Annotated in this window: 18 protein-coding genes; 3 read left to right on the plus strand and 15 right to left on the minus strand. The window is 70.9% G+C overall.

What is annotated here, in order from left to right; translation table 11 throughout:
* Nucleotides 1-134 precede the first annotated feature (134 nt).
* The 4 genes from ACIO6U_RS24555 to ACIO6U_RS24570 all read right to left on the minus strand — a co-directional run bounded on the left by ACIO6U_RS24555 (nt 135) and on the right by ACIO6U_RS24570 (nt 5294).
* Entirely contained in the window at nt 135-2498 is a 2364-nt protein-coding gene (locus ACIO6U_RS24555; protein ID WP_401722211.1) for a glycoside hydrolase family 65 protein, read from the minus strand.
* Nucleotides 2495-3238 (minus strand): HAD family hydrolase, encoded by a 744-nt coding sequence (locus tag ACIO6U_RS24560; protein ID WP_401722214.1) that lies wholly within the window; start codon nt 3236-3238, stop codon nt 2495-2497. The genes ACIO6U_RS24555 and ACIO6U_RS24560 overlap by 4 nt, the downstream gene beginning before the upstream one ends.
* Nucleotides 3239-3415: 177 nt before the next feature.
* Nucleotides 3416-4072, minus strand: coding sequence for an SAM-dependent methyltransferase (locus tag ACIO6U_RS24565; protein WP_401722281.1), 657 nt, complete (start codon nt 4070-4072; stop codon nt 3416-3418).
* Nucleotides 4073-4256: 184 nt separating this feature from the next.
* The gene (locus tag ACIO6U_RS24570) at nt 4257-5294 is read right to left on the minus strand and encodes an NAD(P)/FAD-dependent oxidoreductase (RefSeq protein ID WP_401722217.1); all 1038 of its coding nucleotides are present in this window, start codon (nt 5292-5294) and stop codon (nt 4257-4259) included.
* A gap of 132 nt (nt 5295-5426) precedes the next feature.
* Here ACIO6U_RS24570 and ACIO6U_RS24575 point away from each other — a divergent pair, with 132 nt between their 5' ends.
* The gene (locus ACIO6U_RS24575; protein WP_391049812.1) at nt 5427-6407 is read left to right on the plus strand and encodes an aldo/keto reductase; all 981 of its coding nucleotides are present in this window, start codon (nt 5427-5429) and stop codon (nt 6405-6407) included.
* A gap of 70 nt (nt 6408-6477) precedes the next feature.
* Here ACIO6U_RS24575 and efeU read toward each other — a convergent pair whose 3' ends face one another.
* From efeU to map, 10 genes are all read right to left on the minus strand, one after another.
* Nucleotides 6478-7335 carry an iron uptake transporter permease EfeU gene (gene efeU, locus ACIO6U_RS24580; RefSeq protein ID WP_355349232.1) on the minus strand — a complete coding sequence of 286 codons (858 nt, stop codon included), beginning with the start codon at nt 7333-7335 and terminating at the stop codon, nt 6478-6480.
* A 55-nt stretch (nt 7336-7390) separates the two neighbouring features.
* Nucleotides 7391-8797, minus strand: a complete 1407-nt coding sequence (gene efeB / locus ACIO6U_RS24585) for an iron uptake transporter deferrochelatase/peroxidase subunit (protein ID WP_401722220.1) — start codon at nt 8795-8797, stop codon at nt 7391-7393.
* Nucleotides 8798-8917: 120 nt separating this feature from the next.
* Nucleotides 8918-10060: an iron uptake system protein EfeO gene (efeO, locus tag ACIO6U_RS24590; protein ID WP_355349227.1), complete on the minus strand. Its 1143-nt coding sequence runs from the start codon at nt 10058-10060 to the stop codon at nt 8918-8920.
* 224 nt (nt 10061-10284) lie between these two features.
* Nucleotides 10285-10818: a GNAT family N-acetyltransferase gene (locus ACIO6U_RS24595; protein ID WP_355349224.1), complete on the minus strand. Its 534-nt coding sequence runs from the start codon at nt 10816-10818 to the stop codon at nt 10285-10287.
* A 76-nt stretch (nt 10819-10894) separates the two neighbouring features.
* Entirely contained in the window at nt 10895-11884 is a 990-nt protein-coding gene (locus tag ACIO6U_RS24600; protein ID WP_188284600.1) for a zinc-dependent alcohol dehydrogenase family protein, read from the minus strand.
* Nucleotides 11881-12759: an ABC transporter permease subunit gene (locus ACIO6U_RS24605; RefSeq protein ID WP_391049820.1), complete on the minus strand. Its 879-nt coding sequence runs from the start codon at nt 12757-12759 to the stop codon at nt 11881-11883. Before ACIO6U_RS24605 ends, ACIO6U_RS24600 begins: the two co-directional genes overlap by 4 nt.
* A complete protein-coding gene (locus ACIO6U_RS24610; RefSeq protein ID WP_355349217.1) occupies nt 12759-13724 on the minus strand; it encodes a sugar ABC transporter permease in 966 nt (321 codons plus the stop codon). The genes ACIO6U_RS24605 and ACIO6U_RS24610 overlap by 1 nt, the downstream gene beginning before the upstream one ends.
* Nucleotides 13725-13826: 102 nt before the next feature.
* Nucleotides 13827-15191, minus strand: coding sequence for a sugar ABC transporter substrate-binding protein (locus ACIO6U_RS24615; RefSeq protein ID WP_355349214.1), 1365 nt, complete (start codon nt 15189-15191; stop codon nt 13827-13829).
* Between the two features lie 206 nt (nt 15192-15397).
* Nucleotides 15398-16159, minus strand: a complete 762-nt coding sequence (locus ACIO6U_RS24620; RefSeq protein ID WP_188284604.1) for a DeoR/GlpR family DNA-binding transcription regulator — start codon at nt 16157-16159, stop codon at nt 15398-15400.
* 330 nt (nt 16160-16489) lie between these two features.
* A complete protein-coding gene (gene map, locus ACIO6U_RS24625) occupies nt 16490-17257 on the minus strand; it encodes a type I methionyl aminopeptidase (protein WP_355349210.1) in 768 nt (255 codons plus the stop codon).
* An 87-nt stretch (nt 17258-17344) separates the two neighbouring features.
* Here map and ACIO6U_RS24630 point away from each other — a divergent pair, with 87 nt between their 5' ends.
* Nucleotides 17345-17623 (plus strand): helix-turn-helix transcriptional regulator, encoded by a 279-nt coding sequence (locus ACIO6U_RS24630; RefSeq protein WP_355349207.1) that lies wholly within the window; start codon nt 17345-17347, stop codon nt 17621-17623.
* A 143-nt stretch (nt 17624-17766) separates the two neighbouring features.
* On the opposite strand, the gene ACIO6U_RS24635 is transcribed toward ACIO6U_RS24630, so the two are convergent.
* The gene (locus tag ACIO6U_RS24635) at nt 17767-18375 is read right to left on the minus strand and encodes a peroxiredoxin-like family protein (RefSeq protein ID WP_401722227.1); all 609 of its coding nucleotides are present in this window, start codon (nt 18373-18375) and stop codon (nt 17767-17769) included.
* A gap of 596 nt (nt 18376-18971) precedes the next feature.
* On the opposite strand from ACIO6U_RS24635, the gene ACIO6U_RS24640 reads away from it, so the two are divergent.
* Complete coding sequence (locus ACIO6U_RS24640; RefSeq protein ID WP_401722230.1) at nt 18972-20654, plus strand: xylosidase; 1683 nt, start codon at nt 18972-18974, stop codon at nt 20652-20654.
* Nucleotides 20655-20745 lie beyond the last annotated feature (91 nt).

Raw genomic sequence — 20745 nt, forward strand, 5'->3', positions numbered from 1 at the left:
TGCGGGGGCGTTCTCTTCCCGCGGCCGACCACTCCCGGCAACCCCGGTCCCCCCCCCCCCCCCGTTTACAAAACACCGGGGGGGGGCCGGCCGGCGCCCCCGCGCCCGCACCCCACCGCGTTCCCCGGACGGCCCTAGCCGGGCCGCTGATTGCGGCGGCGCGGCGCCCGGCCCGGGGGCTGCGAGGGCTGCGGGCGGTGCTCGATCTCCGGCAGGTCGCGGCTGACCGGGTGCTCCGCGGTCAGCATGAAGGACTTCTCGTAGTGCAGGACCTCGATCGGCTCGCCCTCCGCGAGGGTGTACGTGGCCTTGCTCCTGGTGACCTCGACGTGCAGCCGGCGCCCGCGGAAGGCCAGCCGGAAGGCGATCCGGCTGAGCGCGTCGGGCAGCCGGGGCGCGAAGCGGATCGGGTCGCCGTCGAAGAGCCGCATCCCGCCGAGCCCCGACACCAGCGCCGTCCACGTACCGGCGAGCGCCGCGATGTGCAGGCCGTCGCGCGAGTTGTTCTCCAGGTCGCCGAGGTCGATCAGCGCCGACTCGCCGAGGTAGTCGTAGGCCAGTTGGAGATGGCCGACCTCGGCGGCGATGATCGACTGGCAGTACGCCGACAGCGAGGAGTCGCGGACGGTCAGCGGCTCGTAGTACGCGAAGTTCCGTACCTTCTGGGCGTGTTCGAAGGCGTCTCCGCGCAGGAACATCGCCAGCACCAGGTCGGCCTGCTTGACCACCTGCTTGCGGTACAGGTCGAAGTAGGCGTAGTTGAGCAGCAGCGGATAGTGCGCCGGATCGGTCTCGGCGAAGTTCCACACCTGGTGCCGGGTGAAGCCCTTGGACTGCTCGTGGACCCCCAGCTCCTCGTTGTACGGCAGGGACATCGCCGCCGCCGCGTCCCGCCAGGCCGCCGTCTCCTCGTCGGTGACGCCCAACTCGGCGGCCCGGCGCGGATGGCGCTCGGCGGCGTCCGCCGCCGCGACGAGATTCGCCTGCGCCATCAGGTTGGTGTACGCGTTGTCGTCGCTGATCGCGCTGTACTCGTCGGGCCCGGTCACGCCGTCGATGTGGAAGGCCCCCGCGTGGTCGTGATGACCCAGGGACCGCCACAACCTGGCGGTTTCCGCGAGGAGTTCGAGGCCGATGTTCTCCTCGAAGTCCCGGTCGCCGGTGGTCGTCACATAGCGCACCACCGCGTCGGCGATGTCGGCGTTGATGTGGAAGGCCGCCGTGCCCGCGGGCCAGTACCCCGACGCCTCGGCGCCGTTGATCGTCCGCCACGGGAACGCGGCACCGGCCAGGCCCAGTTGATGGGCGCGCTCCTGGGCCGCAGGCAGCGTGTTGTGGCGCCAGCGCAGCACCTCCGAGGTCGCGCGCGGCGCGGTGAAGGTCAGCACGGGCAGCACGGCCGTCTCGGCGTCCCAGAAGGTGTGACCGTCGTAGCCGGAGCCGGTCAAGCCCTTGGCGGGGATCGCCCGTTCCTCGGCCCGCGCACCGGCCTGCAGCACGTGGAAGAGCCCGAAGCGCACCGCCTGCTGGATCTCGGTGTCGCCGTCGACCTCCACGTCCGCCCGGTCCCAGAAGTCGTCCAGGTAGGCGCGCTGCTGCTCCAGCAGGCCGTCCCACCCGGTGTCGCGGGCGCCGACCAGCGCCGCGTCCGCCTGGTCGCGCAGCGCGGGCAGCGACCGGGTCGCCGACCAGCCGTACGCGACGAATTTCTCCAGCCGCAGCCGCTGTCCGGACTCCAGTACGGAGGTGATGGTGAGCCTGCTGACGTCGTCGTCGGACTCCGAGGAGACCTTCGTGGTCGCCTCGGGGCCGTCCACGCGGTGATCGGCGGCGGCGGCCAGCCGCAGTCCGCTGCGGGCCGTGGAGTGCACCAGCCGGAGCCGGGTGCCGGACGCGAAGTTCTCCTCCGGCACCAGCGGGTTCTCCAGCGCGGCGGCCCGCCGCGGGTCGCCCTCGCTGCGCGGCACCTCCTCGTTGGCCACCAGTTCCGACTGCACGACCACCCGCAGGCTGCCGTCCAGCGGCTCCACCTCGTACGCGACGGCGGCCACCGCGCGCTGCGTGAAGGACACCATGCGCGTCGAACGCACCCGCACCGCGCGGCCCGCGGGGGAGACCCACTCGCACACCCGGTGCAACACCCCGGCCCGCAGGTCCAGTTCACGCTCGTGCGAACGGATCGTGCCGTACCGCAGGTCGAACGGCTCGTCGTCCACCAGCAGCCGGATGATCTTGCCGTTGGTGACGTTGATGACGGTCTGCCCGGACTCCGGGTCGCCGTAGGCCGCTTCGGCGTACGGCAGCGGGTGCGTCTCGTGCAGCCCGTTGAGGTACGAGCCGGGCAGGCCGTTCGGCTCGCCCTCGTCGAGGTTGCCGCGCCAGCCGATGTGCCCGTTGGAGACGGCGAAGACGGACTCGCTCTGCGGCAGCACGTCCAGATTCAGTTCGGACTCGCGCAGGCTCCAGGGGGCGACCTCATAGGCGGGGTCGGTGATCACGCGGTCACTCCGATCAGGTCGGCGAGGTCCTTCACGACGGTGTCGGCGCCGTGCTCGCGCAGCGCGTCGGTCTGTCCGACCCGGTCCACGCCGACGACGAAGCCGAAGTGCCCGGAGCGGCCCGCGTCCATGCCGACCAGCGCGTCCTCGAAGACCGCCGCGCGGGCGGCGTCGAAGCCCAGCTCCTCGGCCGCGGCCAGGAAGGTGTCCGGGTGCGGCTTGCCCGGCAGATGCCGCTCCTTGGCGACAACACCGTCCACCCGTACGTCCAGCAGGTGCTCGATGCCCGCGGAGACCAGCACGTCACGGCAGTTGGCGCTGGACGACACCACCGCCGTGCGCAGGCCCGCCGCCCGTACCGCCTCCAGGTAGCGCACCGAGCCGGGGTAGGGGCGTACGCCTTCGGTGCGGATCTTCTCCAGCACGACGTCGTTCTTGCGGTTGCCGAGGCCGTTGACGGTCTGCCGGTCCGGTGGGTCGCCGTCCTCGCCCTCGGGCAGTTCGATGCCGCGGGCCCGGAGGAAGGTGCGCACGCCGTCGGCGCGCGGACGTCCGTCCACGTACGCGTCGTAGTCCGCCTTCGCGTCGAAGGGGCGGAAACCCTCGCCGTCCCTGTCCCGCAGGAAGTCGTCGAAGGTCTCCTTCCACGCGGCCGCGTGCACCAGCGCGGTCGGCGTCAGCACGCCGTCCAGGTCGAAGAGGCACGCTCGTACGCCATGGGGCAGTCCGATCTCCGTCATGCCGCACAGGTTCCCACTGATACCCGACACCATGCCGACCAGGGGGTGAAGACCCCCGTGTCGCCGAACGCCGGGCGAGCGGGAGGCGCGAGGTCCGCGACCCCGCCCGCGTCGCGCGTGTCGTGCGCCGGGTCCGGGTGCCGGGTCCGGGTGCCGCCCGGCGTGTCGTGCGCCGGGTCAGCCGGACACGGGGAGCCTGCGGACCTTCACGGCGTTGTCGGTACGCGTGGTCGGGCGCCCGTCGGGGTCGTTCTGGATCCGCTCGTGCTCCGCGCAGAGCAGCACCTCCCACGCGCCGTCCGGCAGTTCGAGGCAGGCCAGCACCTCCTGCGGCGAGGGCAGATGCACCTCGGGGTGCGGGTTCTTCTCCCAGGCGGGGATGCCCGAGTGGCCGACGACGAGCAGGACGCCGCCGGGCGCGACGGCCGCCGCCGCTGTCCGCAGGATCTCCTCGCGCGGCATCTCGCCCAGGGTGTGCAGGAATTGGGCCGAGACGAGGTCGAACGCGCCCTCGGGGAAGGACACGCCGAGGTCGTGCCGCTGCCAGTCGATCCGGTCGCCGACGCCCGCCTCCTCGGCGTGCCGCGCCGCGCGGTCGAGCGCGACCCCCGAGATGTCGGTGGCGGTGACCCGCCAGCCCTGCCGGGCGAGCCAGATCGCGTCGCCGCCCTCGCCGGAGCCCAGGTCGAGCGCCCTGCCGGGTGACAGCCCGGCCACCTCGCGGACCAGGACCGTATTGGGATCGCCGCTCCAGATCCGCTCGCTCCCGGAGTAGCGGGCGTTCCAGAACTCCTCGCCCTGGAGTTCCTCGGTCGCCGGAGTGTTGTCGGTCATCGGCCTGTCCTTGCCCTTCGTGAGTTTTGTGATCTTCGTGGAGCGCGCCCGCACGGGCGTGTCGCCGTCGTCCGCGCGGTGGCGTCGGCGCGCCGTTCCCGTACGGGTCGGTGCCGTCCCGTACCGCTGGAAGCCGTCCTCGTACCGCTCGGTGCCGTCCTCGTACCACTGGGAGCCGCGCACCCTACGCGGTCGGCGCGGCGCCCGCCGAAGCGCGGCGCGCGGCCACCGCGGCCAGCGTCTCCTGCTCGGTCAGATCCGCGTTGATCGCCGCGGCGGCCCTGACACCCGCCGTGGCGCCGCCGATGAGGATCTCGACAGGTGAGGCCACATTGCCCGCGACCCAGACGCCCGGCACGGCGGTGGCGCCGGTCGGATCGGCCTCGACCCGGGTGCCGATCGGCACCCCGCCGATCTCCTGCTCGACCGTGGTCAGACCGAGGTCCGCCAGCAGATCCGTCCTGGCGTCCAGGCGGGTGGACACCACCAGCGCCTGGCAGGGGATCACCCGGCCACCGGCCAGTGTCATACCGGTGAGCCGGTCGTCGGTCACCTCCACGGCGGCCACCTCGCCCTCGACCACGGCGATCCCGCGGGCGGCCAGCCGCTCGTACTGCTCGTCGTCCGGCTCGGGCGCGGTGTGCACGAAGAGGGTGACGTCCTGGCTCCACTGCCGCCACATCAGCGCCTGGTGCACCGCGAGCGGGCCGGTGCCCAGCACGCCGATCGCCTGGCCGCGCACCTCCCAGCCGTGGCAGTACGGGCAGTGCAGCACCTCGCGCCCCCACCGCCCGGCCAGCCCCTGCACCTCGGGCAGCCCGTCCACCAGGCCGGTCGCCAGCAGCAGCCGCTCGGCGCGGACCGCTGAGCCGTCGTCCAGCCCGACACGGAAACCGCCGCCGTCGAGCCGCGCGGCCGAGACGGCCCGGCCCTCGGCGGTCTCACCGCCGTAGCGGGCCACCTCCTCCCGGCCGGTGGCCAGCAGCTCCGCGGGCGTCGCGCCCTCGCGGCCCAGATAGTTGTGGATGCCGTCGGCGGGCGCGTTGCGCGGCTCGCCCGCGTCGATCACCAGCACCGAGCGGCGCGCCCGGCCCAGCGTCAGGGCCGCGCTCAGCCCGGCCGCCCCGCCGCCGACCACCACGACGTCGAAGCCCCGCTCGTCGGCCGCCTCCGGACGCGCCGCCGCCTGCCCGTATCCGTTCCCGCTCACCTTGTCGGTCATGGTGACCACCTCCGAGCACGGAGCATCGGACACCTGGCGTGCGGGCGGCAAACATTGTTGCCGGAACAGCAATATTGATCCGGGTCGGCCGGGGTACCCGTGGACAAGGGGACCACGACGCGAGGAGACGGCATGGAGTACACCCGGCTGGGCACGACGGGCCTGAAGGTGTCACGGATCGCCCTGGGGATGATGAGCTACGGCGACCCGGCCAACCGGGCGTGGATGCTCGACGAGGAAGCGTCCGAGCCTCTGGTGCGGCGGGCCGTCGAAGGCGGTGTGACGTTCTTCGACACCGCCGACATGTACTCGCTCGGCCGCAGCGAGGAGATCACCGGACGGCTGCTGAGCAAGCTCTTCGCCCACCGCGACGACTACGTGCTCGCCACCAAGGTCTGCCTGCCGATGGGACCGGGCCCCAACGACGGAGGGCTGTCCCGCAAGCACATCCTGGCGGGCATCGACGCCTCACTGCGCCGGCTCGGCACCGACCACGTGGACCTCTACCAGATCCACCGCTGGGACTACGAGACCCCCATCGAGGAGACGATGGAGGCGCTCGCCGACGTCGTCCGCTCGGGCAAGGCCCGCTACATCGGCGCGTCCAGCATGTTCGCGTACCAGTTCGCCACCGCCCAGTACACGGCGAAGGCGGCGGGACAGCCGCGCTTCGTGTCGATGCAGAACCACTACAACCTCGTCTACCGCGAGGAGGAGCGGGAGATGATCCCGCTCTGCCGGGAGCAGGGCGTCGGCGCCATCCCCTGGAGCCCGCTGGCCCGCGGCCTGCTCGCCGGATCACGCGGCAGGGACGGCGAGCGCAGGACCGTACGCTCCGGCAGCGACGCCTACGCCGACGAGCTGTACACCGAGGCCGACTTCGACGTGGTCGACGCCGTCCGCTCCGTCGCGGACGAACGCGGCGTGCCCATGGCCCGGATCGCGCTCGCCTGGCTGCTCAGCCGACCGGCCGTGACCGCCCCCATCGTCGGCGCCACCAAGCTCGCCCACGTGGACGACGCCGTCGGCGCGGTCGAGGTGACCCTCACCGACGACGAGATCGCCCGTCTCGAAGCGCCTTACGTCCCGCACACGATCCGCGGCCACCGGTGACGTCCGTCGGCCGTGCGCGGGCCACGGCCACGGGACCGCACGCGGTCCCGGAGCGGGCCGGTGCCTGAGGTCAGCGCGCGGTCTCCGGCTGCGACGGCTCGGGGGAGACCCGCGCGGCCGGGGCGGGGCGACCGCCGGAGCGGCGGAAGAAGAAGTACAGCGTGGGCACGAGGTAGACGCCCCAGGCGCAGACCTGGAGCACCGTCGGGTCCGGCTGGAAGTTGAAGACGCCCTTGAGCAGGGTGCCGTACCAGCTGTCCGGCGGGATCGTGGAGCTGATGTCGAAGGCCAGGCTGTTCAGGCCGCCGATCCAGCCCGCCTCCTGGAGGTCGTGCAGACCGTACGCGAGCACACCGGCCGCGACCACGACCAGCATGGCACCGGTCCAGGTGAAGAACTTCGCCAGATTGATCCGCACCGCGCCCCGGTAGAACAGCCAGCCCAGGATCACGGCGGTGACCAGACCGAGCATGGCGCCGATCAGCGGACGGACGCCGTCGTCGCTCGACTGCACGGCCGTCCACACGAACAGCGCCGTCTCCAGGCCCTCGCGGCCGACGGACAGGAAGGCCGTGACGACCAGCGCGGTCGTGCCCATCGCGAGCGCGGCGTCCAGCTTGCCGTGCAGCTCGGCCTTCAGATGCCGCGCGGTGCGGCGCATCCAGAACACCATCCAGGTGACCAGCGCGACCGCGATGATGGACAGCGAACCGCCCAGCGCCTCCTGGGCCTTGAAGGTCAGCTCCGACGAACCGAACTGGAGCAGCGCGCCGAAGCCGAAGCTCAGCAGCACGGCGGCGCCGATGCCGGTCCAGACCGGCGGCAGGCTCTCGCGCCGCTCCGACTTGACCAGGTAGGCGATCAGGATGCAGACGATCAGGCTGGCTTCCAGGCCCTCTCGCAGGCCGATCAGATAGTTGGCGAACACGGCGGTACTCCAGGGGCCGGGACGGGTGGGACGCTGGTCGGGGGGAGGGGCGGGGTCAGCCGAGCAGGGACTGCCCCCACCATTCGCCGGATTTCCGGACGCCCGGCGGGCAGGCGAAGTGCGCGGAACCGACGTGCTGGATGTACTCGTTGAGCGCGTCGCTCGCGGCGAGCCGCCGCTGCAACGGGACGAACGCCTTACGGGTGTCGCGCTGGTACGCGAGGAAGAACAGACCCGCGTCCAGCCGCCCCAGACCGTCCGAGCCGTCGGTGAAGGAGAAGCCGCGGCGCAGGATCATCTGCCCGGCGTTGCTGTCCGGATGGGCCAGGCGTACATGCGCGTCCTTCGGCATCAGCCCGAGGTCGGGCGTGTCGCGCTCGCGCTGCTTGCCGTACGGCGCGCCCTCGCCCTTGGTGCGGCCGAACACGTCCTCCTGCGCCTGGAGGCCCTCGCGGTCCCAGGTCTCGATGTGCATACGGATCCGGCGCGCGACCAGGTACGAGCCGCCGGTCATCCAGTCGGGACCGTCCCCCGGCCCCGCCCACACATGGCCGTCCAGCGTCGATGTGTCGGTGCCCGACACATTGTGCGTGCCGTCCTTGAAGCCCATCAGATTGCGCGGCGTCTGCGCGTCCGGCGTCGTCGAGGACGTCTTGCCGAAGCCGAGCTGCGACCAGCGCACCGACACCTTGCCCATGCCGATCCTGGCGAGATTGCGGATCGCGTGCACCGCGACCTGCGGATCGTCCGCGCACGCCTGGACGCACAGGTCGCCGCCGCTGCGGGCCGGGTCGAGATTGTCGCCGGGGAAGTGCGGCAGGTCGATCAGCGCCGCAGGGCGCCGGGCACGCAGACCGAACCGGTCGGTGCGCGTGCCGTCCTCGGCGACCTGCTCGAACAGACTCGGGCCGAAGCCGACCGTGAGGGTCAGCCGGGAGGCGGGCAGGCCCAGCGCCTCACCGGTGTCGTCCGGCGGCGCCTCGGCCGCCCCGTCCACCGCGCCCGTGCCGACCTCGCGTCCCGCCGTCATCGCGGCGGCGGCGCTCGTCCACTCCTTGAGCAGCGCGGCCAGTTCCGCCTTGTCGTCGGTGAGGACGTCGAACGCCGCGAAGTGCAGCCGGTCCTGAACGGGGGTGGCGATGCCCGCCTGGTGCTCACCGTAGAAGGGGACGGAGCCGTCGGAGGACGCGGAGCCGCCGTTCGTACTGCTGGTCACCGCCGCCGCGACCGAGCCGCCGCCCGCCGCGCCGAGGGCGAGTCCGGCACCGGCCCAACCCATGACCGCGCGGCGGCTGAGCGCCCGGTGGGTACGGTCGTCCGCGGATGTGTCGGTGTTCGTGCTCGTGTCGGTATCCGTGCTCGTGTCCGCGGTCGTGCCCTGTGGGGCGGTCGAGGCGGGCTCGGCGACCTCGGGGTCTGCGGGGGTGGACTCGGTGCCGCCGGTACCGGCTGCTTCGTCCATGAACGGTGGCCCTTCTATCGGTTCTGCGTCGTGCGTACCGCAGCCGTGACCCTCCCTGTGCGGGAGTGCCACGGCTCGGTGAGCTGCGGTTTCGGCGCCCGGGCAGCCGGGCGCCGAGGGTTACTTGGCGGGTGCGACAGCCGCGGCGAGCTTGGACAGGGGCTCGGCGAGCGAGTTGACCGCGTCGGAGAACGCCTTGCGCTCCTTCTCGGTGACCTTGTCGTACGAGACGAAGCCGTCGCCCTGCCGGTACTTGTCCAGCAGCGTCTGGATGTCGGCGAATTCGGTGTCCAGGGTCTTGGACAGCGCCGGGTCCTTCTCGGCGGCGACCGGCTTCAGCAGCTCGTACGCCTTGCGGGCGCCCGCCACGTTCGCGTCGAAGTCCGACAGGTCGGTGTGGCTGTAGCGGTCCTCCTCACCGGTGACCTTGCCGGTGGCGACCTCGTCCAGCAGCTCCTTGGCGCCGTTGGCCATGCTGGTCGGCGTGATGTCGGCGGTGCCGACCCGCTTCTGCCAGTCCTTGAGGTCGGCCACCAGCGCGTCGGCGAGGGTGCTGTCCTCGGGGGTCAGCTTGCCGTCGGCCCACAGCGCCTTCTCCAGCCGGTGCCAGCCGGTCCACTTCTGGCCGTCCTCCAGACCGTCCTCGCGGGTGTCGGTCTTCGGGTCGATGTCACCGAAGCTCTCGGCGACCGGCTCGGTGCGCTCCCAGCCGACCCGCGACGGGGCGAAGGCGGCCTTGGCCGCGGCCACGTCACCGGCCTTGATCGCGTCGGCGAACTTCTGCACCAGCGGGATCGTCAGGTCGGCCTGCTCCTGCGCGTACTTGCGGTACGAGGCGACGGCCTCGTCGAGCCGCGGGTCACCGGGCTTGGGCGCGTTGGCGCCGGTCACGGTGATCTTCTGCCGGATGCCGTCGCCCTTCATGCCCGGCTTGCAGGCCACCTCGTACGTGCCCGCCTTGATCTGCGCGGTGATGGTGGCGCTGGTGCCGGGGCCGATGTTCTCCCGTTCGGTGACGATGCGGTCGCCCGGCGCGTAGACGTAGACCTCGGTGACCTTGGAGCCCTTGTTGTGCACGTCCAGGCTGACGGAACCGGCGGGGAACTCCGTGCGCGAGACCTTGCAGGAGCTGTCGGCCGCGTCCACCCGTATCGCGCCGTCGGACGAGGCGTCGTTCTTCTTCGCGCAGCCGGTGACGGCGGCCGTGCCGAGGACGACCAGGGAGAGCAGGGCGACAGCGGAGGCTCTGGGCACGGCAGGCATGGGTCAACAACTCCACGGGCGGGAAAGGGGCGAAGACGACGACGGGTGCGCAGGCAGGGAAAAACACACGGTTTGCCTTAGGCAAGGCAAACCTTAGTGAAAAGCCTGTGACGTGTCCATGTGATCAGCGTCGCTCCCCGACAGGCCGGCGGACCGACTGACCGACCGGCGGGCCGACCTGGCCGACGGGCTGGCCGACCGATCCGGGCCCGGTCCTCCGCGGCTCAGGCCCGGTATTCGGTCAGGTCGATCGCGTGCACCCGCACCGGGCGGCCGGACACCGGGTGGGTCGTCGTGCGGTCCGGGACCATGCCGAGCTTGCGCATCACGTTCTCGGAGGCGTCGTTGCCGAGCTGCGCGATGCTGATCACGCGGTCGAGGCCGCGGTCCTGGAGGGCGAACTCCAAGGTGGCGTGAGCGGCCTCCGACGCGTAACCCTGCCCCCAGAACTGGCGGCCGAGCCGCCAGCCGATCTCCACCGCGGGCAGTACCTCGGGCAGGAACGTGGGCACGGACAGCCCCGTGAACCCGGCCAGTTCGCCCGAGGCGAGGAGTTCGACGGCGAAGAGGCCGAAGCCCTCGTCGTCCCACTCCTCCTCCCACCGCTCGATGGACTCCGCGGTCTGCTCCAGGTCGCGGGGCAGCCCGTCGCCGATGTAGCGCATGACCTCCGGGTCGGCGTTGATCTCGGCCATCGGCGCGATGTCGTCCTCGCGCCAGCGGCGCAGGACCAGGCGGGGCGTGCGGATCTCGGTCATGGCCCCATCCTGTCGAAGTCCGCGGCCGGGTCACAATCGGCTTCCCCGGCGGACACGGCCGCGGCGCCCGCAGGGCTCAGGGCACCACCTGGATCTTCCGGCCCTTGCCGGCCTTGAACCGCTCGAGCGCCGACGCGTAGTCGACCAGCGGCAGCCGGTCGCTGATGAAGACCTCCGGGTCGAGCACCCCGCCCGCGAACAGCTCGGCGGCCCGCTCGTAGCTGTGCAGGACGGCCATCGAGCCGGTGATGGTGATCTCCTGGTTGTAGATGCGGTACGGCTCGATCGTCGCGCGCGCGGCGTAGTCGGCCACGCCGAACTGGAGGAAGGTGCCGCCCTTGCCGACCCGGTCCAGCGCGTCCTGGATGGCCTGCGCGTTGCCGGTCGCGTCGATCACGACGTCCCAGCCGCGCGGGCGGGCGATCTCGTCCGCGTTGGTCGCCACCTGCGAGCAGCCCAGCGCCGTGGCCGTGGTCAGCCGCTCCTCGTTGATGTCGACGACGTCGACGGTCGCGGCGCCGGTCCGCTTGGCCAGCTCCAGCATCATCAGGCCCATGGTGCCGGAGCCGTAGATCAATACGTGGCTGGCCAGTTGGCTGCGCAGGATGTCGTAGCCGCGTACGGCGCAGGACAGCGGTTCGATCAGCGCCGCGTCCACCGTCCGTATGTGCTCGGGGAGTTTGACGCAGTTGGCGACCGGGGCGACGGCGAATTCGGCGGCGCCGCCGGGGACGGTCACGCCGATCGCGGCCCACCGCTCGCACAGATTGCTCCGCCCGATCCGGCAGTAGTGGCACTCGTGGCAGTACAGCGACGGGTCGACCGCCACCTGGTCGCCCACGGCCAGCTCGCGGACCTCGGAGCCCACGGCGACGATCTCACCGGCGAATTCGTGCCCCGGCACGATCGGCAGGGTCGGGGCGAACTCGCCCTGGAGGATGTGCAGATCGGTGCCGCACAGACCGCAGGCCGCGACCTGGACCACGACGTCCCGGGGGCCGGGCGCCGGGTCGTCGACGGTCTCGATGCCGACGACACCGGGGGAGCTGATGACGGCTGCTTTCACTTGACGGCTCCAAGAGAGAGGCCCTGGACGAGCTTGTCCTGGGCGGCGAATCCGGCGGCCAGTACCGGCAGGGATATACAGACGGCGGCGGCGCACACCTTGGCGAGGAACAGGCCCTGGCTGGTGACGAATCCGGTGAGGAACACCGGCGCGGTACCGGCCACCACACCGGTCAGCACCCGCGCGAAGAGCAGTTCGTTCCAACTGAAGATGAACGAGATCAGCGCGGTCGCGGCGATCCCCGGGGTGACGACCGGGGCGATGATCCGTACCAGGATGGTCGGCAGGCCCGCGCCGTCGATCGAGGCGGCCTCCAGGATCTCCACCGGGACCTCGGCGAGGAACGAGCGCATCATCCACACCGCGATCGGCAGATTCATCGAGGTGTAGAGCAGGATCAGCAGCCAGATGTTGTCCAGCAGACCGGCGTTCTTCGCGATCAGATAGACCGGCAGCAGGCCCGCGACGGCGGGCAGCATCTTGGTCGACAGGAAGAAGAACATCACGTCGGTCCACTTGCGCACCGGCTTGATCGACAGCGCGTAGGCGGCGGGGAAGGACAGCACCAGTACGAGGGCGGTGGAAACCGCCGCCGCTGTCAGGGAGTTGACCAGCGGCGGCCACGGGCTGACGCCGGTGCCGGAGCCGAAGAACTCCCGGTAGCCGTGGAGCGTCAGCGACGCCCCGAGCTTCGGCGGGTTGGTCGCCGCGTCCTGCTCGCTGTGGAAGGAGGTGAGCACCATCCACGCGAAGGGCAGGAAGAAGACGATCCCGCACAGCCAGGCCAGCAGGCCGAGCAGTGAGCGGTTGCGCCGCTCCTTGCGGGCGGCGGGTGCCGTACGGCGGCGGGCGGTGGTCACGGAGACGGTAGCCATCACCGGGTCTCCTCTCGGAACAGCGACGAGACGGTGCGCAGCGCGAAGGTGGCCACGATGATCGACAGGATGACCACGATGACGCCCGCGGCGGACGCCTGCCCGTAGTCGTGCGCCTGGTAGAAGGTCGTGTAGACGGTGTAGGGGAGGTTGGCGGTGCCGAGACCGCCGGAGGTGATGGTGAACACGGCGTCGAAGTTCTGCACCACGTACACCGACCCGAGCAGGGCCGCCAGTTCGAGATAGCGGCGCAGGTACGGGAAGGTCAGATAGCGGAAGATCTGCCAGGTGCCCGCGCCGTCCACTCGCGCCGCCTCGGCGATGTCCATCGGCCGGCTCTGGAGCCCGGCGAGCAGGATCAGCATCATGAACGGCGTCCACTGCCACACCAGCGACGCCTCGACGGCCAGCAGCGGGTGGGTGGACAGCCAGTCCGGCTGCGGCGCGTTGTCGCTGCCGAACAGCTTCCACAGCCAGTTGAGCGAGCCGTTGATCAGGCCGTACGACGCGTTGTACAGCGCGTGCTTCCACAGCAGCGCGGACGCCACCGGTACCACCAGGAACGGCGTGATGAGCATGGTGCGCACGATGCCCCGGCCGAGGAACTTCCGGTCGAGCAGCAGCGCGAGGCCGAGGCCGAGCAGCAGGCTGACCAGGACCACGGAGACGGTCAGCACGACCGTGGTGGTCAGGGCGTGGCGCAGTTGCGGGTCGGTGAACTCTTCCTTGTAGTTCTGGAGGCCGGCGAAACCGCGGTCACCGGGGTCGAGGGCGTTCCACCGCATGAACGAGATCACCAGGGTGCCGACGAACGGCAGTTGGGTGACCACGATCATGAAGACCAGGGCCGGCAGCAGCGGGGCCCGCCGGACCCAGGCGCCGGGGGACCGGCGCGCGGCGGGCGGCGCCGGCTCTTGCTCGGTCTGCGGCGCGCGGATGCGTCTGGTGAGGGATGGGGTGCTCATGGTGTCAGTCGTCTCTCTCCGCTTCGCGCCCCGGGCCCGCCGCCCGGCCCCGTCGTGCGGGGGGCCGGGGGCGGCCGGGACCGTCGGGTGGGGCGGTGGCGGTCAGTTGCCCGCGTACTTGTCGGCGACCTTCTCTGCGAGCTTCTGGCTCGCGGACAAGGCGCTCTTCACGCTGGTCTGGCCCGCGATGGCGGAGCTGATCTGCTGCGAGACCTGGGTGCCCAGATCGGTGAACTCGGGGATGCCGACGAACTGGATGCCGGGCGCGGGCCGCGGCTGGATGCCCGGGTTCGTCGGGTTGGCCGCCTCGAGCGCGGTCTCGGTGGCCTTGGCGAACGCCGAGGCGGAGGCGACGTAGTCCGGGTTCTGGTACGTGGAGGTGCGCTTGCCGGCCGGGACCCGCGACCAGCCCAGTTGCTTGCCGACCAGTTCCTCGTAGCCCTTGCCCGACGCCCACGAGATGAACTTCCAGGCGTCGTCCTGGTGCTTGCTGGCCTTCTGCAGGCCCCAGGCCCAGGTGTAGAGCCAGCCGGAGCTCTTGGTCTGGTCGACCGGAGCGGGCGCGTAGCCGAGCTTGCCCGCGACCGGTGAGTCCTTGGCCTCCAGCGAACCGGCCGCCGACGTCGCGTCGTACCACATGGCGACCTTGCCCTGCTCCAGGTCGTTGAGGCACTCGGTGAACCCGGCCTGCGGGGCTCCGGCCTCACCGTGGGCGCGCACCAGGTCCACGTAGAACTGCGTCGCCTTGGTGAAGGCGGGGCTGTTGACCTGGGCCTTCCAGTCCTTGTCGAACCAGGTGCCGCCCATGGTGTTGACCACGGTGGTCAGCGGGGCGATGACCTCGCCCCAGCCGGGCTGGCCGCGCAGGCAGATGCCCTTCATGCCGGACCGCGCGCCGTCGACCTTCGCGGCGAGGTCCGCGACCTGCGCCCAGGTCGGGTTGGCGGGCATCGTCAGGTTCTTCGCCGCGAAGACGTCCTTGCGGTACATCAGGAACGACGACTCGCCGTAGAAGGGCTCGGCGTAGATGTCGTTCTTGTACGTCAGCGACTGCTGGAGCGCGGGCAGGATGTCGCTCTGCGCGAAGGCCGTGTCGGACTTGGTGTGCGCGGTGAGCGGGGCGAGCCAGCCGTTCTTGGCGTAGATCGGCGTCTCGTAGTTGCTGATGGTCGCGACGTCGTACTGGCCGGCCTGGCTGGAGAAGTCCTGGGTGATCTTGTCCCGGACGTCGTTCTCGGGCAGCACCGTGAAATTGACCTTGATACCGGTGGACTTGGTGAAGTTGGCGGCGGTGAGCTTTTGAAGGTCCTCCATCTGCGGGTTGTTGACCATCAGTACGTTGATGGAGTGACCGCCGGAGCTTCCGCCGGAGCCGCCGGCGCCGGAACAGGCCGCGAGCAGGGTGCCGCAGACGGCGAGGGCGAGCGGGGGCAGCAGGCGGGGAAGGCTTCTCGTTCTCGGTGTCATGATTCGTCCCTTTCATGACCGGGGATGAGGGTGGGTGGAGCGGGAGTCGTGGTGCGGGAGGGCAGGGGGTAGCCCGGATCGGCGTACCGGGGAGGTGCGGAAGGCGGGGGAGCGCCGGGACTGCGGCGGGGCCTGCGGGGAGCTCGGAGATCGCGGGGGAGGTGGGGGGAGGGGAAGGGGGGAGCGGCGCGGGGCGGGCCCGCGGGTCAGACTCTGAAGACGCGGGGTCCCAGAAGTGCGTAGCGGTGCGCCTCGGCGCTGGACAGACCGGTGTCGGTGACGATCGCCTCGAAGTCGCCGACCTGGGCGAAGCGGCAGAAGCTGCTCGCGCCGAATTTGCTGTGGTGGCCCATGAAGATCCGGCGCCGGGAGACCTCCAGCGCCTTGGCCTTGACGTCGGCGACCACGGGATCCGGTGTGGTCAGGCCGAGTTCGCGGGAGATGCCGTTCGACCCGACGAAGGCCAGGTCGATGACGAAGCCCGCGAGCATGTCGCAGGCCCAGGAGCCGACGGTGGCCAGCGTCCGGGCCCGGACACGGCCACCGAGCAGCAGCACAGTGGTGTTGGCGGAGTCCGCGACGGCCGCCGCGGTGGTCAACGACGCGGTGACCACCGTCAGCGGCCGGTCGCTGGGCAGCAGCGCGGCGAGCAGTTGAGGGGTGTAGCCCTCGTCCACGAAGACGGTCTCCGCCTCGCCGAGCAGCTTGACCGCCTCGGCCGCGATCCGTCGCTTGTCGGCGACATGCAGCGTCACCCGCTGGGCGAGGTCGGTCTCGAACCCCGCGCCCTCGACGGGATAGGCGCCGCCGTACGTCCTGCGGACCAGACCGCGGCTCTCCAGTACGCCCAGATCGCGGCGGATGGTCTCCGGCGCCACCTTGAGATCGGCGGCCATCACGGTGACCTCGACCTGACCCTGGTGGCGCGCGAGCGCGAGGATCCGATGTTGGCGTTCTTGTGCTCTCACGGTCACCACCTGTCTCTTCGCCGGTCCGGGCAAGGCGTGCCCGGTTTTGCCCGTGGAAGAGTTATACCAACGCCACTTTGACAGGGACCGGCCCATAACGGACAACAAACTGCCCGGTGTTGCCCGGACCGGTCGGCAAGAGTGCCAGTTCAGAAGGTGTGTTGGCGATCAGGTGGTGTGGTGGTTGGCCATACGGCCCGTGGAAGTGCCCGTTTCGGACGACGGGCAGGCAACGGGCGGCCCGCGGGGCACGCGGCGTGCGCCGGACGTGCGAGCGGCGGGCGGCCGACGGGTGGTGGACCGCGGGCGGGCGGCGGCGCCCGGGACGGATCAGACGAGCGTGAGGACGCGCGGGCCCTGCTCGGTGATCGCGACGGTGTGCTCGATGTGCGCGGCGCGGCTCCCGTCGACCGTGCGCAGCGTCCAGCCGTCCGGGTCCGTACGGTATTCGTCGCGCCCGCCGGACATCAGCATCGGCTCGATCGCGAGGACGAGCCCGTGGCGGAGCGGGAAGCCGCGCCCCGGCCGCCCGCGGTTGGGCACGTGCGGGTCCTCGTGCATCTGGCGGCCGATGCCGTGGCCGCCGAAGTCGGTGGGCATGCCGCAGCGCGCCGTGCGCGCCACCGCGCCGACCGCGTGCGAGATGTCGCCGAGGCGGTGGCCGACGACGGCCGCCGCGATGCCCGCGTCCAGGGCGCGCTGGGTGGCGGCGATCAGCTCCACGTCCTCGGGCCGGGGCGTGCCCACGATGAAGCTGACCGCGGCGTCTCCCGCCCAGCCGTCGAGCACCGCGCCGCAGTCGATGCTCACCAGGTCGCCGTCGCGCAGCCGGTAGTCGGTGGGGATGCCGTGCACGAGCGCGTCGTTCACCGACGCGCAGATCACCGCGGGGAAGGGGGAGGGGGCGAAGGACGGCTGGTAGCCGAGGAAGGGGGACGTGGCGCCCGCCTTGTCCAGGACGGCGTGGGCCGCCGCGTCCAGGTCCCGAAGCGATACGCCGACGGCCGCCGCCTCCCGTGCGGCGGCGAGCGCCTGCGCCACGACGCGCCCCGCCTCGCGCATCGCGTCGAGCGCCGCGTCGGTCTTGATCTCCACCATGTGCTGTGACTCCTCGTCGTGCGGGCGGCCGGACTCCTTCCGGCCGCGGCCTCGCCCAATACTTATACCGGTATTAGTATCACGGGCATGGTGAGAACACCCCTGACCCCCGAGGAGCGCGCCCGCGGCGAACGCTTCGGCGCACTGCTCCGCGACGCCCGCGGCGACCGCAGCATGGTGGACGTGGCGGCGGCGGCCGGGGTCTCCGCGGAGACCCTGCGCAAGATCGAGACCGGCCGGGCCCCGACCCCGGCCTTCTTCACCGTGGTCGCCCTGGCGGCGGCGCTCGGCCTGTCCCTGGACGTGCTGGCCACGGCCTGCGCCCCGGAGGAGATCGGGGAGGCGGTGCGGGCACTGTCGGCGTGAGGGCGCGGGAGGTGCTGTGGGCGGGCGGTACGACGGGAGCCGGCCGGTCGTACGGCCTCAGGTACGGCGGGCGCGCCGCTCGCCGTGCCGAGCGGACACGCCCGGCGCCGTGGGGACCCGGCCGGACCGTGGCGGGACGGCCGTCAGGCCGGGGCCTCGGTGGGGTCGGCCGGCGCGGTGGCCGCTGCCTGCGCCGCGTGCGCGAGCAGTTCGTCCACCGACCACTGGTCGTACGCGTGCTCGCCGTACTTCGCCGCGACGATCCGGCCGTCCGGGGCGATCAGGAAGTCGGCGGGCAGACCGAGGCTGCCGCCGGTCGGCACGACCGGGGCCATACGGTTGCGGCGCCGGACCGTGCCCCACATCGAGCTGCCGACCGCGCGCGCGATGGCGGGCCAGACCCGCGGATCGGCCACCGCGCGGATCGAGGTCTCGACCCCGAACTCGCGGTAGAGCGTCTTGTCCGGGTCGCCCACCACGGCGAACGGCAACTCAGCCTCGTACTTGAGCAGTTCCTCGTCGGGGGCGTGGAAGACCACGACCTCGTGGATTCCGGCGGCCCTGATCTCGTCGGCCCGCCGGACGAAGGAGCGCAGGTGCAGATTGCAGACCGGGCATCCCGCGAACCGCCGGAATTGCAGGTGCACCGGATATCCGGCCTCGGGAACGGCGACGGTCTCCCCGGTCATCGTGGTCAGGACGTGTGACGGGGCTAAATCCCCCGCGGTGAAGGTCGTTTCGGTCTTCCGCACCGGCTTGTCTCCTGTCGGTAAAGCGTCGGGAGGCGTCGGGAGGCGTCGATTCGGCGGAGGCGCCGCGAAGGTACGGCAGCGCTGTCGCGGACGGGCGCGATGAGCGGCGACGCTGCCGCTGTCGAGAATAGTCCGCCGAGCGGCGGCGCGTCCGGCCGAACGCTGGGGCCGATTGTCAGCCGAGATATTTGACGATGCCTGACACTATCTGAATCATCCCCTCCGACCTTTCGTGCCCGATACGGACGTTCAACGCGCCTTTCCTGGGCGCCATTCGGGAGAATTCCGGAGGAACCGTCAATCAGGTCTAGACCCTTGACGCACCATTGGATTCAGCAGTTGAATCGACGCGTGCCCGATACCGCTTGTGCACGGAAGATCGGCGTGAAGGCGCGTGTCAAGGGACTGTGCGCGCCGGACCCCACCGCAAGTCAGCGTAATTCGAGCGGAATTCACCGGGCTGGCCGCGCGCGCCCCGCGCGGCCCACCACGGAACACTGAGTTCATCTGTTGAACAGGCCAACAGCATGAACCCCCACACTCAGTCCACCGATACGCCCGGCGGTCCCGCCGCGCGTCGCCGTTCGGAGTCATCCATGGCAGTGTCACGTCGCAAGTTCGTGAGCGTCACCGCGGCCGGTACGTCCGCCGCCGCCCTCGGCGCCCTGGGTCTGGCCACAAGAGCCTCGGCGTCCGCCGTCTCCCCGTCCGCGTCGGCCGCCCCCGCCGCGAGCGGGCCGGGAGACGTGGTCGGGAAGGTCACGGTCGGCTATCAGGGCTGGTTCGCCTGCATCGGCGACGGCGCCCCGATCAACGCCTGGTGGCACTGGAGCCCCAACTCCAGCCAGCCCCCGTCGCCGTCCAACACCGGTATCGTCGCCTGGCCCGACATGCGCGACTACACCAAGACGTACCAGACCGCCTACGCGAATCTCGGCAACGGCCAGCCCGCCACGCTCTTCTCGTCCTACGACCAGCAGACCGTGGACACCCACTTCCAGTGGATGCAGCAGAACAACATCGACACCGCCGCGCTCCAGCGCTTCAACCCCGTCGGCGGCGAAGGCCCGACACGCGACGCGATGGCCACCAAGGTGCGCAGTGCCGCCGAGTCGCACGGCCGGAAGTTCTACATCATGTACGACGTCACCGACTGGACCAACATGCAGTCGGAGATCAAGACCGACTGGACCAACAAGATGAAGGCCCACACGGCCTCGTCCGCCTACGCCACCCAGAACGGCAAGCCGGTCGTCTGCATCTGGGGCTTCGGCTTCAACGACGACAAACGCCCGTGGGCGCCCGCGCCCTGCCTGGACGTCGTCAACTGGTTCAAGTCCCAGGGCTGTTACGTCATCGGCGGCGTACCCACCTGGTGGCGGACCGGCGACCGCGACTCCCGCGCCGGATTCAGCGACGTCTACCACGCGTTCAACATGATCTCGCCGTGGATGGTCGGCCGGATCGGCAACGTCTCGGACGCCGACAACTTCTACAACGTGGCGACCGTCCCCGACCTCGCCGAATGCGCCGCCCACGGCATCGACTACCAGCCGTGCGTCCTGCCCGGCGCCGTCACACTGCGGCAGCGCGCGCACGGCGACTTCATGTGGCGGCAGTTCTACAACATGTGCCGGGCCGGGGTGCAGGGCATCTACATCTCGATGTTCGACGAGTACAACGAGGGCAACCAGATCGCCAAGACCGCCGAGTCCCAGGCTTTCGTGCCGACCAACTCCGGGTTCCTGGCGCTGGACGAGGACGGTACGGCCTGCTCGTCGGACTACTACCTGCGGCTGACCGGCGACGGCGGCAAGATGCTCAAGGGCCAGATCGCCCTCACCGCGACCCGCCCCACCCAGCCGACGACCACCACACCGGGCGGCGGCACCGGTACCGTGATCAGCCTGCGCGCCCGCGTGAACAACAACTACGTGACCGCCGAGAACGCCGGAGCCGCGGCCCTCATCGCCAACAGGACCGCCATCGGCGCCTGGGAGCAGTTCGACATGACCGACGCGGGCGGCGGCAACATCGCGCTGCGCGCCCACGCCAACAACCGCTACGTCAGCGCGGGTTCCGGCAATCTCATCGCCGACTCCACCACCGTCGGCGCCGCCCAGACGTTCACCCTTGTCCACAACTCCGACGGCAGCGTCAGCCTCCGCGCCCAGGCCACCAACCAGTACGTGACCGCCGAGAACGCGGGCGCCGCGCCGCTGGTCGCCAACCGGGCCGCCATCGGCGCCTGGGAGAAATTCGACCTGATCACCGGCTAGGTGTATTGATCACGAGCGTTGTTGACATGTGCCGGTGCTTGATCATGGCGAAGACCTCCGGTGTGGTGGAGCTGTCTAGGACTGCACCGCA

This window comes from Streptomyces sp. NPDC087422 (assembly GCF_044744145.1).
GTDB lineage: Bacteria > Actinomycetota > Actinomycetes > Streptomycetales > Streptomycetaceae > Actinacidiphila.

What these genes read in the sequence shown, in the direction of transcription:
- ACIO6U_RS24560 (WP_401722214.1), bottom strand. Translation starts at nt 3,238, where the DNA reads ATGACGGAGATCGGACTGCCCCATGGCGTACGAGCGTGCCTCTTCGAC.
- ACIO6U_RS24565 (WP_401722281.1), bottom strand. Translation starts at nt 4,072, where the DNA reads ATGACCGACAACACTCCGGCGACCGAGGAACTCCAGGGCGAGGAGTTC.
- ACIO6U_RS24570 (WP_401722217.1), bottom strand. Translation starts at nt 5,294, where the DNA reads ATGACCGACAAGGTGAGCGGGAACGGATACGGGCAGGCGGCGGCGCGT.
- ACIO6U_RS24575 (WP_391049812.1), top strand. Translation starts at nt 5,427, where the DNA reads ATGGAGTACACCCGGCTGGGCACGACGGGCCTGAAGGTGTCACGGATC.
- efeB (WP_401722220.1), bottom strand. Translation starts at nt 8,797, where the DNA reads ATGGACGAAGCAGCCGGTACCGGCGGCACCGAGTCCACCCCCGCAGAC.
- efeO (WP_355349227.1), bottom strand. Translation starts at nt 10,060, where the DNA reads ATGCCTGCCGTGCCCAGAGCCTCCGCTGTCGCCCTGCTCTCCCTGGTC.
- ACIO6U_RS24595 (WP_355349224.1), bottom strand. Translation starts at nt 10,818, where the DNA reads ATGACCGAGATCCGCACGCCCCGCCTGGTCCTGCGCCGCTGGCGCGAG.
- ACIO6U_RS24605 (WP_391049820.1), bottom strand. Translation starts at nt 12,759, where the DNA reads ATGGCTACCGTCTCCGTGACCACCGCCCGCCGCCGTACGGCACCCGCC.
- ACIO6U_RS24610 (WP_355349217.1), bottom strand. Translation starts at nt 13,724, where the DNA reads ATGAGCACCCCATCCCTCACCAGACGCATCCGCGCGCCGCAGACCGAG.
- ACIO6U_RS24615 (WP_355349214.1), bottom strand. Translation starts at nt 15,191, where the DNA reads ATGACACCGAGAACGAGAAGCCTTCCCCGCCTGCTGCCCCCGCTCGCC.
- map (WP_355349210.1), bottom strand. Translation starts at nt 17,257, where the DNA reads ATGGTGGAGATCAAGACCGACGCGGCGCTCGACGCGATGCGCGAGGCG.
- ACIO6U_RS24630 (WP_355349207.1), top strand. Translation starts at nt 17,345, where the DNA reads ATGGTGAGAACACCCCTGACCCCCGAGGAGCGCGCCCGCGGCGAACGC.
- ACIO6U_RS24640 (WP_401722230.1), top strand. Translation starts at nt 18,972, where the DNA reads ATGGCAGTGTCACGTCGCAAGTTCGTGAGCGTCACCGCGGCCGGTACG.